The organism is Streptomyces sp. NPDC002018 (genome assembly GCF_042890865.1).
GTDB lineage: Bacteria > Actinomycetota > Actinomycetes > Streptomycetales > Streptomycetaceae > Streptomyces.
Window position 1 is genome coordinate 73,153 of the sequence record NZ_JBIASO010000016.1, and the last position, 16,113, is coordinate 89,265.

Below are 16,113 nucleotides of genomic sequence, written 5' to 3' on the forward strand. Positions count from 1 at the left end.
GCACGCCGCGTCGAGGACCAGCGGGCGTACGCGTGCGCCGTGGGCGCCGAGCGCGGCCGTCAGCGTGTCGCGGAGGGTGGGGTCGCTCTCCTCGCCGGTGACGAGCAGCCAGGTGCCGTCGAGTACGGGGGCCGCGGGCCGGGACAGTGAGATCCACCGGGTCCGGTAGCGCACCGAGTCGAGCAGGGTCTTCTCCCGTGTGCCGCGCCGCCAGGAGGTGAGCGCGGGCAGCAGCGAGCCCAGGGAGCCGTGGTCCTGCTCGTCCAGGCCGAGGACCGTGGCCAGTTCACCGGCGTCGCCGCGCTCCACGGCGGCCCACAGCCGCTGGTCGCCGGGGTCGGTGGCGGCCCCGGCCGGGGCGGTGGTGAGCTGCGGCCAGTAGAACGCGTGCTGGAAGGCGTAGGTGGGCAGGTCCACGCGGCGGGCGCCGGTACCGGCGAAGAAGGCGGGCCAGTCCACCGTCGCACCGTGCGTGTGGAGCCGGGCCAGCGCCGTGGTGACGGCGAGGTGTTCGGTACGGTCCGCGCGGAGCAGCGGCACGAGAGCGGCGTCGTCGGTGTCGCCGAGGGTGTCCTGTGCCATGGCGGTGAGCGGTCCGCCGGGGCCCAGTTCCAGGAAGCTGGTGACGCCCGCGTCGCGCAGGGTCCGTACGCAGTCGGCGAAGCGGACCGTCTCGCGGACCTGCTCGACCCAGTACTCCGGGGAGCACACGCGCTCGGCGGTGACGGGACCGCCGGTCAGGCCGGAGACCAGCGGGATCTCCGGGGGCGCGTAGGTCAGTCCGGCGGCGACCTCGCGGAACGCGTCGAGCATCCCGTCCATGTGCGGCGAGTGGAAGGCATGGCTCACCCGCAGCCGCGTGGTCTTGCGCCCCTGGGCCTCGAACGCGGCGGCGATCTCCTGTACGGCGTCCTCGTCGCCGGAGAGGACGAGGGACGCCGGGCCGTTGACGGCGGCGAGCGAGACCCGCCCCTCCAGGCCGGCCAGCAGGGGGGCGGCTTCCTCCTCGGTGGCCCGCACCGCGGCCATCGCGCCGCCGGAGGGCAGCGCCTGCATCAGCCGCGCGCGGGCAGCGACCAGGGCGCACGCGTCGGCGAGGGACAGTACGCCCGCGGCGTGGGCCGCCGCGAGTTCGCCGATCGAGTGGCCCGCGACCTGGTCGGGGGTGATCCCCCAGCTCCGTACGAGCCGGAACAGGGCCACCTCGACGGCGAACAGCGCGGGCTGGGTCCAGCCGGTCTCGTCCAGCAGGGCGGCCTCGGGGGTGCCCTCGGCGGCGAACAGCACCTCGCGCAGCGGCCGGTCCAGCTTGCCGTCGAGACGGTCCAGTACGGCGTCGAGCGCGTCGGCGAACACCGGGTATCGCTCGTACAGTTCACGTCCCATGGCGGGCCGCTGGATGCCCTGCCCGGTGAAGAGCAGCGCGGTCCTGCCGCGCCGCGCCGCCTCGCCCTCGACGGCCCCGGCGTCGGGGCGGCCGGCGGCCAGCGCGGCCAGCGACCTCAGCAGTTCGTCCCGGTCGCCGGCCACCACGGCGGCCCGCTGGTCGAAGTGCGAGCGGGTGGTGGCGAGCGAGAACGCGCCGTCCACCAGGTCGAGTCCGGGCCGAGCCCGTACGTACGAGAGCAGCCGGGCCGCCTGGCCGCGCAGGGCGTCCCTGGTCCGGCCGGAGATCAGCCAGGGGACGGCGCCGGTCTCCGCGCGCGGGGCGGTGGGCGCGGGGGTCCGGACGGGCGGGGCCTGCTCGACGATGGTGTGGACATTGGTGCCGCTGATACCGAAGGACGAGATCCCGGCCCGGCGGGGGCGGCCGGTCTCGGGCCAGGGCGTCTCCTCGGTGAGCAGTTCCACGGCTCCCTCGGACCAGTCGACGTGCGAGGAGGGCGCGTCCGCGTGGAGGGTGCGCGGGAGCGTGCCGTACCGCATCGCCATGATCATCTTGATGACGCCCGCGACCCCGGCCGCCGCCTGGGTGTGGCCGATGTTGGACTTGACGGAGCCGAGCAGGAGCGGGCGGGCGGGGTCGCGGTCGCGTCCGTAGGCGGCCAGCAGGGCCTGTGCCTCGATCGGGTCGCCGAGGGTGGTGCCCGTGCCGTGGGCCTCCACTGCGTCGATGTCCTCGGCCGACAGCCCGGCCCCGGCGAGCGCCTGACGGATCACCCGTTGCTGGGAGGGGCCGTTGGGCGCGGTGAGTCCGTTGGAGGCGCCGTCCTGGTTGACGGCGCTGCCCCGGACGACGGCCAGGATCTCGTGGCCGTTGCGCCGGGCGTCGGAGAGCCGCTCCAGCAGGAGCATGCCGACGCCCTCGGCCCAGCCGACCCCGTCGGCCGCGTCGGAGAAGGCCTTGCAGCGGCCGTCGGGGGAGAGTCCGCGCTGCCGGGAGAAGTCCACGAACACCGAGGGGGTGGACATCACGGTGACCCCGCCGGCCAGCGCGAGCGAGCACTCGCCCGAGCGCAGCGCCTGCATCGCCCAGTGCAGGGCGACCAGCGACGACGAGCAGGCGGTGTCGACGGTCACGGCCGGGCCCTCCAGGCCCAGCGTGTACGAGACCCGCCCGGAGGCGAGACTCGGGGAACTGCCGCTGCCCTGGAAGCCCTCGAACTCCGGGCTCGCCAGAACGGCGCTGTAGTCGCTGTACATCACCCCCGCGAACACACCGGTCGCGCTGCCGCGCAGGGAGAGCGGGTCGACACCCGCCCGTTCGACGGCCTCCCAGGAGGCCTCCAGCAGCAGCCGCTGCTGCGCGTCGGTCGCCAGTGCCTCGCGCGGGCTCATCCCGAAGAACTCCGGGTCGAACTCACCGGCCTCGTGCAGGAATCCGCCGGAGCGGGTGTACGCCGTACCGGTGTGGTCCGGGTCGGGGTGGTAGAGCGCGTCCAGGTCCCAGCCGCGGTTGGCCGGGAAGCCGGAGATCGCGTCGGTGCCCTCGGTGACCAGCCGCCACAGATCCTCGGGGGACGCCACCCCGCCCGGATAGCGGCAGGCCATTCCCACGACCACGACGGGATCGTCGGCCAGGGCCGCGAGGGCCGGCGCGGGGGCCGCCGACGCCGGGTCGGCGCCGAGCAGTTCGCCGAGGAGGTAGGTGCCGAGATGCCGCACGGTCGGGTAGTCGAAGACCAGGGTGGCGGGCAGCCTGAGGCCGGTCACGGTGGTGAGCCGGTTGCGCAGTTCGACCGCCGTCAGCGAGTCGAAGCCCAGCTCGCGGAAGGCGCGGTCCGCGTCGATGTCCGCGCCACTGGCGTGGCCCAGGACGAGGGCGACCTGTCCCCGCACCAGATCGAGCAGCAGATCGGCGCGGTCGGTCCCGTCGAGCCGGCCGAGCCGCTGGGCCAGTCCGCCGGCCGTGGCGGAGCCGGAGACGGCGGCCCTGCGGGCGCGGGTGCGGATCAGCGACCGCAGGACGGGCGGGACCTCGCCGTGGGCGCGGAGCACCGGCAGATCCAGCCGTACGGGGACGAGGGCGGCCCCGCCGGACGCCAGCGCCGCGTCGAACAGCGCCACGCCCTGTTCGGCCGCCAGCGGGGGCACTCCCGAGCGGGCGAGACGCTCCGCCTCGGTGTCGGCCAGGGTGCCGGTCATTCCGCCGGTCAGGTCCCAGGGGCCCCAGGCGAGGGAGGTGCCGGGCAGCCCCTCGGCCCTCCGGTGCTCGACGAGCGCGTCCAGGAACGCGTTGCCCGCCGCGTAGTTGGCCTGCCCCGCGCCGCCGAGGACCCCGGCCAGGGAGGAGAACACCACGAACGCGGAGAGGTCCAGATCCCGGGTCAGTTCGTGCAGATGCCAGGCCGCGTCCGCCTTGGGACGCAGTACGGTGTCCAGCCGCTCGGGCGTGAGCGAGCCGAGGACCCCGTCGTCCAGCACCCCGGCCGTGTGCACCACGGCGGAGACGGGGTGCGCGGCGAGCAGGCCGGCCAGCGCCGCGCGGTCCGCCACGTCGCACGCGGCGACGGTGACCTCGGCGCCCTGGGCGGTCAGTTCGGCGGCGAGTTCACCGGCGCCCTCGGCGTCCGGTCCCCGGCGGCTGACGAGCAGGAGCCCGCGTACGCCGTGCTCCGCCACCAGGTGCCGTGCGAAGAGCGCGCCCAGACCTCCCGTACCTCCGGTGATCAGAACCCGGCCCCCGGTGTCGCGGAACGGCCCGGCCCCGCTCCCGTCGCAGGCCCGGCGCACCAGGCGTCCGGCGAGGACCGCGCCGTCGCGGATCACCGTCTGCGGTTCGTCCGGGCCCAGCGCCGGGAGCGGCAGGAGGGCGGGACGCTCCGGATCGAGGTCGGCGAGGCCGAAGGCCCCGGGGTGCTCCGACTGCGCGGAGCGCACCAGGCCCCAGACGGCCGCCGCGGCCGGGTCGTGGCCGCCGACCGCGCCGCGTGTCACGAAGACCAGCCGGGAGGCGGCGAACCGCTCCTCGGCCAGCCAGGCCCGAGCCGCCGCGAGGACGTCCGCCGTCAGGGCGTGGGCGGAGCGCGCCGCGTCACCGCCGGGCTCACCGGCGACCGTCATGAGGACCACATCGGGGACGGGTGACCCGGCCGCCGCCAGCGTGGCGAGATCCGGGTGCCTCCCGGCCACGGGCGCCGACGCCGGGTCCTCGGTCAGTCCGAACGCGTCGGGGCCGACCAGGGCGACCGGCCCGGGGACGGCCGGGGTGTCGCGTACCGGCACCCAGTCCAGGGCGAACAGGGCGTCCCGCGCCGCCGCGGCGGCGCCGTCGGGGCGCGTCGCCGCGACCGGGCGCAGCACCAGCGAGTCGACGGAGGCGACCGGCGCTCCCGAGATGTCGGCCACGCCGATCGAGACGGCGTCCTCGCCCGCCGGGGAGAGCCGTACCCGCAGTGCGGAGGCGCCGGTCGCGTGCAGGGAGACGCCCTCCCAGGAGAAGGGCAGGCCGCCCCGGCTCTCCGCGCCGAGTTCTATGAGGGAGGACGCGTGCAGGGCCGCGTCGAGCAGGGCGGGGTGCAGTCCGAAGGCGTCGGCGTCGTCCGCGCCGCCCTCGGGCAGCGCGACCTCGGCGTACACCTCGCCGTCGCGCCGCCAGACCGAGCGCAGTCCGCGGAAGACCGGGCCGTACGCGAAGCCGTCGTCGGCCAGGCGCTCGTACAGCCCGTCGGTGGTGACGGGCTCGGCCCCGGCCGGGGGCCAGACGGAGGCGTCGAAGCCGGCGTGCCGCTCGCCGAGGGCGAGCACACCCGTGGCGTGGAGCGTCCACGCCGTCTCGTCGCCGTCCTCGGGACGCGCGTACAGATGGACGGTGCGGCGGCCCGAGTCGTCGGGGGTGCCGACCCAGATCTGGACCTGGACGGCGCCGCGCTCCGGGAGGACCAGCGGGGCGGCCAGGGTCAGTTCCTCGACCCGGTCGCAGCCGACCTCGTCACCGGCGCGGACGGCGAGTTCGAGGAACGCGGTGCCGGGGAGCAGGGTCGTGCCGCCCACGGTGTGGTCGGCGAGCCACGGATGGGTCTGGAGCGACAGCCTGCCGGTGAGCAGGGCGCCCTCGGAGTCGGCGAGGGAGACGGCGGCCGAGAGCAGCGGGTGGTGGGCGGCGCCGAGACCGGCGGCCCGCAGATCGGCGCCCTGGCCCTGGACGGCCCGGGGCCAGTACCTGCGGCGCTGGAAGGCGTAGGTGGGGAGGTCGGTACGGCGGGCCCCGGTGGCGGCGAAGTACGCGTCCCAGCGGACGGTGACGCCCCGTACGTGCAGTCCGGCCAGGGCCGTGGTGAGAGCGCGGGCCTCGGGACGGCCGGAGCGCAGCGCGGGCAGCACGGCGGGCTCCCCCGTCGTGTCCGTCCCGTCGAGGCACCGCCCGGTCATCGCGGAGAGCACACCGTCGGGGCCGAGTTCGAGGAAGGTGGTCACTCCGTGGTCGGCCAGCCAGCGGACGCCGTCGGCGTACCGTACGGCGTGGCGCACATGGTCCACCCAGTAGTCGGGCGAGGTGACCTGCGCGACCGTCGCGGGCTCGCCGGTGAGGTTGGAGACGAACGGCGTCAGCGGGGCCTGGAGCGTCAGTCCCCCGACCACGGCGCGGAACTCGTCGAGCATCGGCTCCATGAGCGGCGAGTGGAAGGCGTGCGAGACGCGCAGCCGCCTGGTCCTGCGTCCCTGGGCCGCCAGCCGGGCCGCGATCCGGGTCACGGCCTCCTCCTCGCCGGACAGGACGAGCGCCGACGGGCCGTTGACGGCGGCGACGGACACGGTGTCCTCGTGTCCGGCGAGCAGCGGGGCGACCTCGTCCTCGGTGGCCTCCACGGCGGTCATGGCGCCCCCGGCGGGCAGCGCCTGCATCAGCCTGCCGCGCGCGGCGACGAGCGTGGCGGCGTCGGCGAGCGAGAGCACTCCGGCCACGTGGGCGGCGGTGATCTCACCGATCGAGTGGCCGGTCAGACAGTCGGGCTTGACGCCCCAGGACTCGACCAGGCGGTACAGCGCGGTCTCGACGGCGAAGAGCGCGGGCTGCGCGTACTCCGTACGGTCCAGCGCCTCGGCGTCCTCGCCCCAGAGCACCTCGCGCAGCGGGCGGTCGAGCAGCGGGTCGAGCGCGTCGAGGGCCGCGTCCAGCGCCTGGGCGAAGACCGGGAAGCGCGCGTGGAGTTCCCGGCCCATGCCGAGACGCTGCGCGCCCTGGCCGGTGAAGAGGAAGGCCAGTTTGCCCTCGCCCTGGGCGGCGCCCCGGACGAGGTCGGGCGACGGGCCGTCGTCCTCGGCGAGGGCGGCCAGTCCGGTGAGGGCGGTGTCGCGGTCGGCGGCGAGGAGCACCGCGCGGTGCTCGAAGCCGGCCCGGGTGGTGGCCAGGGAGTAGGCGGTGTCGAGGACGCCGCTGCCGGGAGCGGCCTCCAGCGCGGACACCAGCGCGCCGGCCTGGGCGCGCAGGGCCTCCTTGGTCCGTCCGGAGATCAGCAGGGGTACGGTGCCGGCCTCGACGCGGTCGCCGGCGTCGGCGGCGCCGGCGGTCTCCGGGCCGCCCGGAGCGCGCGGGGCCTCGGCGTCGGCGTCGGCCGGGGCCTGCTCGACGATGGTGTGTGCGTTGGTGCCGCTGATGCCGAAGGAGGAGACGGCGGCCCGCCGGGGTTCTCCTGTCTCGGGCCACGCCATGTTCTCGGTGAGGACGCGGACCGCGCCCCGCTCCCAGTCGACATGCGAGGAGGGTTCGTCGGCGAGGAGGGTCCGCGGCAGCACTCCGTGCCGCATCGCCATCACCATCTTGATCACACCGGCGACCCCGGCTGCGGCCTGGGTGTGGCTGATGTTCGACTTCACCGAGCCGAGCAGCAGCGGGCGGTCCGTGTCGCGGCCCTGGCCGTAGGTCGCGAGCAGCGCCTGTGCCTCGACGGGGTCGCCGAGGGTGGTGCCGGTGCCATGGGCCTCGACCGCGTCGATCTGGCCCGCCGACAGCCGGGAGTTGATCAACGCCTGCTGGATGACGTCCTGCTGGGAGGGGCCGTTGGGCGCGGTGAGTCCGTTGGAGGCGCCGTCCTGGTTGACGGCGCTGCCCCGGACGACGGCCAGGATCTCGTGGCCGTTGCGCCGGGCGTCGGAGAGCCGCTCCAGCACCAGGACGCCCACGCCCTCGGCCCAGCCGGTGCCGTCGGCGGAGTCACCGAAGGAGCGGCAGCGGCCGTCGGCGGAGAGGCCGCCCTGACGGCCCATCTCGATGAAGGTGCCGGGGCTCGACATGACGGTGACACCGCCGGCCAGGGCGAGGGAGCACTCGCCCGAGCGCAGCGCCTGGGTGGCGAGATGGACGGCCACCAGGGAGGACGAGCAGGCGGTGTCCACGGTGACAGCGGGGCCGACCGTACCGAAGGTGTAGGAGATACGGCCGGAGAGCACGCTGCCGGTGTTGCCGGTGAGCTGGAATCCCTCGGCGCCGTCGGCGGGCCCGACCCGGTAGTCCTGGGCCATGGCTCCCATGAAGACACCGGTCTGGCTGCCCTTGACCGAGGTCGGGTCGATACCGGCGCGTTCGAAGGCCTCCCAGGCGGATTCGAGCACGATCCGCTGCTGCGGGTCCATCGCCACGGCCTCGCGCGGCGAGATACCGAAGAAGTCGGCGTCGAAGTCGGGTGCGTCATGGAGGAATCCGCCGGAGGAGGTGGCGGAGGAGGACAGCGCCTCGGTGTCCCAGCCCCGGTCGGCCGGGAACGCGGAGATGCCGTTCTCCCCGGCCTCGACCATGCGCCAGAGATCCTCCGGGCTGCTGACGCCCCCGGGGTAGCGGCAGGTCATACCGATAATGGCGATCGGCTCCTGGGCGGCCGTCTCCAGTTCGTCGACCCGCTGCCGCGTCCTTCGGAGATCGGCGGTCGCAAGCTTGAGGTAGTCCCGGAGCTTCTGTTCGTTGTCCATCTCAACTCAACCCATCTCGACAGCCAGCGGCCGAACATGAATCACGCCGGACATCTCGCGCTCGTCGTGCCCTGCGAAAAGAGAAAGCCACATGGCTTCGCAGCCGATTCTGAAGAAGCCATGTGGCGAGTGTGGTCGGAACCGCGACGGGAATTCCCTAGTCTCCCTGGAGTTTCCCGGGGCCTTCCGGCCTGCTACCAGTTGGAGGCGAGCAGAAGGTCCCCGTATTCATGTTCGCGGGAGACCTGATGGAGATCGGCGTCCACCATCATCCGCATCAGTTCGGGAAAGTCGACGGTGGGCTTCCAGCCCAGTTTGGCGCGGGCGTGGCCGCTGTCCGCGCAGAGCACCTCGACTTCGGCGGGGCGCACCAGTTCGGGGTCGATGACGACATAGTCCTGCCAGTTCAGGTCCACGTGCTCGAAGGCGATACGCACGGCGTCCCTGACCGAGTGCATGGTGCCGCTGCCCACCACGTAGTCGTCCGGCTCGTCCGGCTGAAGCATCAGATGCATGGCGCGCACGTAGTCGCCGGCGAAGCCCCAGTCGCGCACCGCGTCGAGGTTCCCGAGGTGCAGTTTGTCCTGGAGCCCGAGTTTGATCCTGGCGACCGCGAGAGAGATCTTCCGGGTCACGAACTCCGCGCCGCGGCGGGGGGACTCGTGGTTGAAGAGCATTCCGGAGACGGCGTACATCCCGAAGGACTCGCGGTAGTTACGGGTGATGAAGTGCCCGTACGCCTTGGCGACGCCGTAGGGGCTGCGCGGGTGGAAGAGGGTCGTCTCACGCTGCGGGGTCTCGGCCGCCTTGCCGAACATCTCCGAGGACGACGCCTGGTAGAAGCGGATCTGGCCGGAGCCCGGCGTGCGCGAGCCGTTGAAGCCGCTCACCAGGCGGATGGCCTCCAGGACCCGCAGCACCCCCATTCCGTTGACCTCCGTGACCAGCTCCGCCTGCTGCCAGGACATCGGCACGAACGAGATCGCGCCGAGGTTGTAGACCTCGTCGGGCCGCACGGTGTCGATGGCGGAGACCAGGCTGCCCTGGTCCATGAGATCGCCGTCGACGAACGACAGTTCCGAGGCGAGCCTGCTGACCCGGGACTTCCGCGGATTCGCCTGTCCGCGGATCAGTCCCCAGACCTGATACCCCTGGGACAGCAGATGCTCGGCCAGATAAGAACCGTCCTGCCCGGTAATTCCAGTGATCAACGCGCGCTTGGACATACCTGCTCCTTCTCGACCGCGGAGAGACCGCCCAAACGCGCAGCTGGGTCGACGACCTCGCATCGAATACGCTTCTGTCCGGACGATAGACACCGGCACGCTCGCAAGCCGCCGACCTCGGTGTCAAGAAATCCCGGGCTTACTAGGGAATTCCCGAGTACGGACCCGGCCGGGACAGCGGACCGGGGAGAACACTAGGGATTTTCGGGCCGGTGATGCGGTGCACTGTGTTGCGTCGGCGTCCGGGCCGGCTCAGTCAACCGGAGTGTCTTTCCGTGCTGTTCGGACTTCTGCGCACTCATGTTCGTCCCTATCGGTGGCAGGCGGCCCTGCTCGTCGTTCTGCAACTGGTCCAGATTCTCGGCACCCTGCTGCTGCCGACGCTGGGCGCGGCGCTGATCGACGACGGTGTGGTCGCCGGCGACCGCGGTTACATCACCCGGGCCGGCACGGTCATGGTGGCCGTCGCGCTCGTCCAGATCGTGGCGGCCGTCGGCGCGGTCTCGCTCGGCGCCCGCACCGCGATGGCGATGGGGCGCGACATCCGTGCGGTGGTCTTCCGGCGGGTGCTGGACTTCTCCGCCCGTGAGATGGGCCGGTTCGGCACGCCGTCGCTGATGACCCGTACGGTCCATGACGTCCAGCAGGTGCAGACACTCGCCCAGTCGGGTTTCGGCGTCGTCGTCTCGGCGCCCCTCATGTGTCTGGGCAGTGTGGTGCTGGCGCTCCAGCAGGACGTTCCGCCCGCCCTGATCCTGGTGCTTCTGGTCGTGGTCGTCGGTGTGGTGTTCGGTCTGCTCCTGGTCCGTATGGGGGCGCTCTACGAGCGGACGCAGACCTGCCTCGACCGGCTGAACCGGCTGCTGCGTGAGCAGATCACCGGGGCGCGCGTGGTGCGCTCGTTCGTCAGGGACACCCACGAACGGGCCCGGTTCACCCGGACGAGTACCGAACTCCTCGATGTGTCGCGCCGGGTGGGCCGTCTGATCGCGTCGATGCTCCCCGTGGTGCTGCTGCTGATGAACGGTTTCATGGTGGCGATCCTGTGGACCGGCGCCCATCGCGTCGACAGCGGCGCGATGCGTATCGGTGCCCTGTCCGCGTTCCTGAGCTATCTCTCGCTGATCCTGATGTCGGTCGTGATGATCGCGTTCGTGTTTCTGTCGGTGCCGCGCGCGAAGGTGTCCGCCGCGCGTATCCAGGAGATCGTGGCCGCCCCGACCAGCGTCGTCCCGCCCGCCGCGCCGGTACGGCCCACGGGCGACACGGGCCGGCTGGACATCCGGGGGGCGGAGTTCCGCTACCCGGGCGCGGAGAAGCCGATACTGCACGGGATCGATCTGGCCGCGGGCCCCGGCGAGAGCGTGGCGATCCTCGGCAGCACCGGCAGCGGCAAGACCACCCTGCTCAATCTGGTGCTGCGGCTGATGGATGTCACCGGGGGCTCGGTCCGGGTCAACGGCGTGGACGTACGGGAGCTGGATCCCGAGGTGCTGAGCCGCGCCGTGGGCTTCGTGCCGCAGCGGCCGTATCTGTTCTCCGGAACGGTCGCGACCAATCTCCGGTTCGGAAGACCCGACGCCACCGACGAGGAGCTGTGGCGGGCCCTGCGGACCGCCCAGGCCGACGGCTTCGTCGAGACCATGCCCGGCGGACTCGACGCCCCCGTCGCCCAGGGCGGCACCAATGTGTCGGGCGGCCAGCGCCAGCGGCTGGCCATCGCGCGCACCCTGCTGCGCCGGCCCGCCGTCTATCTCTTCGACGACTGCTTCTCGGCGCTCGACTACGCGACGGACGCGGCGCTGCGTACCGCGCTGGCACCCGAGATCGCGGGGGCGACGGTCCTCACGGTCGCCCAGCGGGTGGCCACGGTCCGCTCCGCCGACCGGATCGTGGTGCTCGACGGGGGCCGGGTCGCCGCCACCGGCACCCATGACACGTTGCTGCGCGACAGCACGACCTACCGCGAGATCGCGCTCTCCCAGCTCACCGAGGAGGAGACCGTCCATGGCCCCGCCGGACACCCCTGAGCCGACCACGGCAGCCGGACCGGGTCGCAGACTCCTCGGTCTGCTCCGGCCGCACCGCTCCCTGGTCGCGGCGGCGCTCGTCCTGGGGACCGCCGGGATCGGGTGCAACGCGTTCGGCCCGCTCCTCCTCGGCCGGGCCACGGATCTGATCGCCGACGGCGTGCTGACCGACGGTCAGGAGAGCGGGGCGGGAGCGGGCCCGCCAGGGGTGGATTTCGGCCGGGTCGGCCAGGTGCTGCTGCTGCTGCTCGCGCTCTATGTGGCGGCCTCGCTCTTCATGCTCGTGCAGGGCAGGCTGGTCTCCGCCGTCGTCCAGAAGGTGGTCTTCGAACTGCGGCAGCGGGCCCAGGGGAAGCTCGCGAAGCTGCCGCTGCGCTACTTCGACCGCCATCCGGCGGGCGAGGTGCTGAGCCGTACGACCAACGATGTCGACAACCTCCAGCAGACCCTTCAGCAGACGCTCGCCGAGCTGATCACCTCGGTGTTCTCGATCGTGACCATGCTGATCCTGATGCTGGTGATCTCACCGTCGCTGGCGGCCGTCATGCTGGCGAGCGTGCCGGTGTCGGCCCTGCTCGCGGCCTGGATCAGCAAGCGGGCCCAGCCCCGGTTCACGGACCAGTGGGCCGCCACCGGGGCGATGAACGCACAGGTGGAGGAGGTCTTCACCGGTCACTCGCTGGTGAAGGGCTTCGGCAGGCGCGAGGAGGCGGAGCGGGACTTCGACGCGCGGAACGAGGCGCTGTTCCGCGCGGGCGCGAGGGCCCAGTTCGCCTCGGGCACCATCGAGCCGTCGATGATGTTCATCGCCAATCTCGGCTATGTGGCGGTGGCCGTGGCCGGCGCGTGGAAGGTCGTCAGCGGCGCGCTGACGCTGGGGGACGTCCAGGCCTTCATCCTCTACTCCCGCCAGTTCAGCCAGCCGATCGTCCAGGTCGCGAGCGTGGCCGGGCGGCTCCAGTCCGGGATCGCGTCCGCCGCGCGGGTCTTCGCACTCCTCGACGAGCCGGAGCAGACGCCCGACCCGGACCCCCCGGCCCGGCCGGGCCCGGCCCGGGGGCGGGTCCGGTTCGAACGGGTGTCGTTCCGCTACTCCCCCGAGACCCCGCTGATCGAGGACCTGTCGCTCACCGTGGAACCGGGCAGCACGGTCGCGATCGTGGGCCCCACGGGCGCGGGCAAGACCACGCTCGGCAATCTCCTGATGCGCTTCTACGAGGTCGACGGGGGCCGCATCCTGCTGGACGGCACGGACATCGCGTCGATGACCCGCGACGATCTGCGCGCGCGGTTCGGTCTGGTGCTCCAGGACACCTGGCTGTTCGGCGGCACGATCGCCGAGAACATCGCGTACGGGCAGGAGGGCGCGAGCCGTGCGGAGATCGAGGCCGCCGCCCGCGCGACCTGCGCCGACCGCTTCATCCGTACGCTCCCCCGGGGCTACGACACCGTGCTGGACGACGAGTCGTCGGGCGTCAGCGCGGGCGAGAAGCAGCTCATCACGGTCGCGCGGGCGTTTCTCGCCCGGCCCGCCGTCCTGGTCCTCGACGAGGCGACGAGTTCGGTCGACACCCGTACCGAGGCCCTCATCCAGCGCGCGATGAACACCCTGCGCGCGGGCAGGACCAGCTTTGTGATCGCGCACCGGCTCTCCACCATCCGCGACGCCGATGTGATCGTCGTCATGGAGTCGGGGCGGATCGTCGAGCGGGGCACCCATGACGAGCTGATCCGGCGGCGGGGCGCCTATGCCCGGCTGCACTCCGCCCGCGCCCAGGAGTCCCCGCGCGCCGCCCCGCTGACGGCCGGCGGCTGAGCGGAGCCGACATCTGCCCGCAACACGGCCGCTGAAGCCACGTCATGCGTTTCCGCGTAGTCTCGCTGGGTGGGCGCGCCGGCCCCGGTCCGGCGTCCGAGCCCGACGGGGCCCGCAGAACGAGACAGAACCGATGTAACCCGACGGAAAGGGACGGTACTGTGCCCGACGGAAAACTCCTGGCCGTCAGCGATCTGCATGTCGTGTACGACGAGAACCGCGCGCTGGTCGAGACCCTCCGGCCGGAATCCGACGAGGACTGGCTGATCGTCGCGGGCGATGTCGCCGAGAAGTACACCGACATCGAGTGGGCGCTGCGGCTGCTCGCCGAGCGGTTCACCAAGGTGATCTGGGCGCCGGGCAACCATGAGCTGTGGACGCATCCGCAGGATCCCTGCGATCTGCGCGGCGAGAAGCGCTATCTCCATCTGGTCGAGCTGTGCCGGGAGCTGGGCATCGCCACCCCCGAGGACCCCTATCCGGTGTGGCGCGGCGCCGGCGGTCCGGTGGCGGTCGCTCCGCTCTTCGTGCTCTACGACTACTCGTTCCTGGCGCCCGGCGCCACCACGATGGAGGAGTCGCTGCGGGTGGCGACGGAGGCGGGCATCGTCTGCTCCGACGAGTACTTCCTGCATCCGGACCCGTACGACGGCAGGGACGCCTGGTGCAGGTCCCGGGTCGCGGACACCGAGCGCCGGCTCTCGGCCGTCGACCCGGCGCTGCCCACGGTCCTGGTCAACCACTTCCCGCTGGTGCGCGAGCCCACCCGGGTGCTGCGGTACCCGGAGTTCGCGCAGTGGTGCGGCACCGAACTGACCGCCGACTGGCATGTGCGCTTCCGTGCCGCCGCGGTGGTGTACGGGCATCTGCACATCCCCCGGGTGACCTGGTACGACGGGGTCAGGTTCGAGGAGGTCTCGGTCGGCTACCCGCGCGAGTGGAGCAAACGGCCGCCCCGGGAGCCACTGCGGCAGATCCTGCCGGCGCCCGGCGGGCGGGGTGTCCGGTGATCGGTGAGATCCTGCCCGCGCGGGTCGCGGCCGAGGCGGCGTACGACGATCCCGTGCCGGCGCCGGCCGAGGCGCTGTTCCCGCAGGAACGGGCGCACATAGCGCGGGCCGTGCCCAAACGCCAGAAGGAGTTCACGGCCGTACGGATCCTGGCCCGGCGCGCGCTGCACCGGCTGGGGCAGCCGCCCGTGCCGCTGCTGCCCAGCCCCCGGGGCGCGCCGCAGTGGCCGAAAGGCATCGTCGGCAGCATGACGCACTGTGACGGTTATCGCGCGGCCGCGGTGGCGCGCGCGGACGGCACGGCGGCGGTGGGCATCGACGCGGAGCCCGACGCGCCGCTGCCGGAGGGTGTGCTGGAGGCCATCGCGCTGCCGTACGAGTCCGAGCGCGTCGCGTTCCTCACGGAGCACCATCCGGGGGTGAGCTGGGACCGGCTTCTTTTCAGCGCCAAGGAGAGTGTTTTCAAGGTGTGGTATCCCCTCACCGAACGCGAACTCGATTTCTCCGAGGCGGAAATTGACATCAATCCGGTCGAACGGACCTTCCAGGCAAGGCTATTGGTTCCGGGCCCGGTTGTCGAAAACCGTCGTCACGATGAATTCTCCGGCCGCTGGACGGCCGCCCGCGGACTGGTGGCCACCGCCATCCACGTCCCTCATGAAACGTCATCACTTTTTCATGAACACGACAACACTATGACGTCCTGAACTGCTATCCATGAGGGGTCCATGCCCCCACCATTGGAGAAGCATTTCCGTGCGCTCATCGAAAGCACTTCTCACCGTGCTGCTGGCATTCGTCGCGGCGGTCACGCTGTCGACACCGGCCCAGGCAGCCGACGGCAGATACGTGGCCCTGGGCGACTCGTACGCCGTCGCCCCCGGCACCCGCACCTATGACGACCCCAACGACGAGTGCCGGCGCGGCCCGCTGACCTACACCCGGCTGTGGGCGGCCCAGCACCCGTCGGTCGCCTTCGTGGAGGCGTCCTGTTCCGGCGCCACCACGGCCGATCTGATCAGTACGCAGATCCCGCAGCTCACCGCGGACACCACCCTGGTGACGATCCAGGTGGGCGGCAACGACGTCGGCTTCGTCGACGTCCTGATGAACTGCGTCCTGACCATCAACGACCAGGACTGTGTCAACGGGGTCGAGTTGGCGAAGCAGGCGGCGCAGGCCTATCTGTCCCCCGCGCTGGCGCAGACCTACGCGGCGGTGCGCGCGAAGGCGCCCAACGCGAGAGTGATCGTGGTCGGCTATCCGCGGCTCTACACCATCCGGGGAAGCTGCGGCATCTTCGGACTGAGCGACACCGAGCGCACCGCGCTGAACTCCGCGGCGGACACGCTCGCCGCCGTCACCTCCGCCCGTGCGGCCGAGGCCGGTTTCACTTTCCTGGACGCCCGGCCGGTATTCGATCCGCACACCATCTGCTCGAATGGTTCCACCTGGGTCACCAGCCTGGAATGGGACAAGATCAATGAGTCCTACCACCCGAATACGGCGGGCCACCGCGACGGATATCTCGCCGCGCTGAACTCCCTGACCGGATGACCGGATGACCGGAATGACCGGCTGACGAAAAACAGAGGGCGTTCCGCCACACCGGCGGAACGCCCTCACTCAGGTCCGGCCTCACTCAGGTCAGCATTCACTCAGGTCAGCATTCACTCGGGCCGCAT

Annotated in this window: 7 protein-coding genes (1 of these 7 only partly in view); 5 read left to right on the forward strand and 2 right to left on the reverse strand. The window is 72.2% G+C overall.

Annotation, left to right across the window (positions count from 1 at the left end):
• A protein-coding gene (locus ACFYYH_RS24705; protein ID WP_388554924.1) for a type I polyketide synthase crosses the window boundary here: on the reverse strand, nt 1-8,346 show its 5' end (the start). Its footprint begins 20,925 nt before the window's first position; 8,346 of the gene's 29,271 nt are visible here — the first part of the coding sequence; its start codon is at nt 8,344-8,346; its stop codon lies off the left edge, out of view.
• 194 nt (nt 8,347-8,540) lie between these two features.
• Nucleotides 8,541-9,572 carry a GDP-mannose 4,6-dehydratase gene (locus ACFYYH_RS24710; RefSeq protein ID WP_388554927.1) on the reverse strand — a complete coding sequence of 344 codons (1,032 nt, stop codon included), beginning with the start codon at nt 9,570-9,572 and terminating at the stop codon, nt 8,541-8,543.
• Between the two features lie 275 nt (nt 9,573-9,847).
• Between ACFYYH_RS24710 and ACFYYH_RS24715 the strand changes: the two genes are divergently transcribed.
• The 5 genes from ACFYYH_RS24715 (at nt 9,848) to ACFYYH_RS24735 (ending at nt 15,985) form a co-directional block, all read left to right on the forward strand.
• Nucleotides 9,848-11,602: an ABC transporter ATP-binding protein gene (locus ACFYYH_RS24715; RefSeq protein ID WP_388554931.1), complete on the forward strand. Its 1,755-nt coding sequence runs from the start codon at nt 9,848-9,850 to the stop codon at nt 11,600-11,602.
• Nucleotides 11,580-13,418, forward strand: coding sequence for an ABC transporter ATP-binding protein (locus tag ACFYYH_RS24720; protein WP_388554933.1), 1,839 nt, complete (start codon nt 11,580-11,582; stop codon nt 13,416-13,418). Before ACFYYH_RS24715 ends, ACFYYH_RS24720 begins: the two co-directional genes overlap by 23 nt.
• Nucleotides 13,419-13,579: 161 nt before the next feature.
• Nucleotides 13,580-14,428, forward strand: coding sequence for a metallophosphoesterase family protein (locus ACFYYH_RS24725; protein WP_388554936.1), 849 nt, complete (start codon nt 13,580-13,582; stop codon nt 14,426-14,428).
• Nucleotides 14,425-15,135: a 4'-phosphopantetheinyl transferase gene (locus ACFYYH_RS24730; protein WP_388554939.1), complete on the forward strand. Its 711-nt coding sequence runs from the start codon at nt 14,425-14,427 to the stop codon at nt 15,133-15,135. The genes ACFYYH_RS24725 and ACFYYH_RS24730 overlap by 4 nt, the downstream gene beginning before the upstream one ends.
• Nucleotides 15,136-15,184: 49 nt before the next feature.
• Nucleotides 15,185-15,985: an SGNH/GDSL hydrolase family protein gene (locus tag ACFYYH_RS24735; protein ID WP_388554942.1), complete on the forward strand. Its 801-nt coding sequence runs from the start codon at nt 15,185-15,187 to the stop codon at nt 15,983-15,985.
• The last annotated feature ends 128 nt before the right edge of the window (nt 15,986-16,113 follow it).

Excerpts from the sequence above, each read along its gene's own strand:
- ACFYYH_RS24710 (WP_388554927.1), bottom strand. The coding sequence starts at position 9,572 with ATGTCCAAGCGCGCGTTGATCACTGGAATTACCGGGCAGGACGGTTCT.
- ACFYYH_RS24720 (WP_388554933.1), top strand. The coding sequence starts at position 11,580 with ATGGCCCCGCCGGACACCCCTGAGCCGACCACGGCAGCCGGACCGGGT.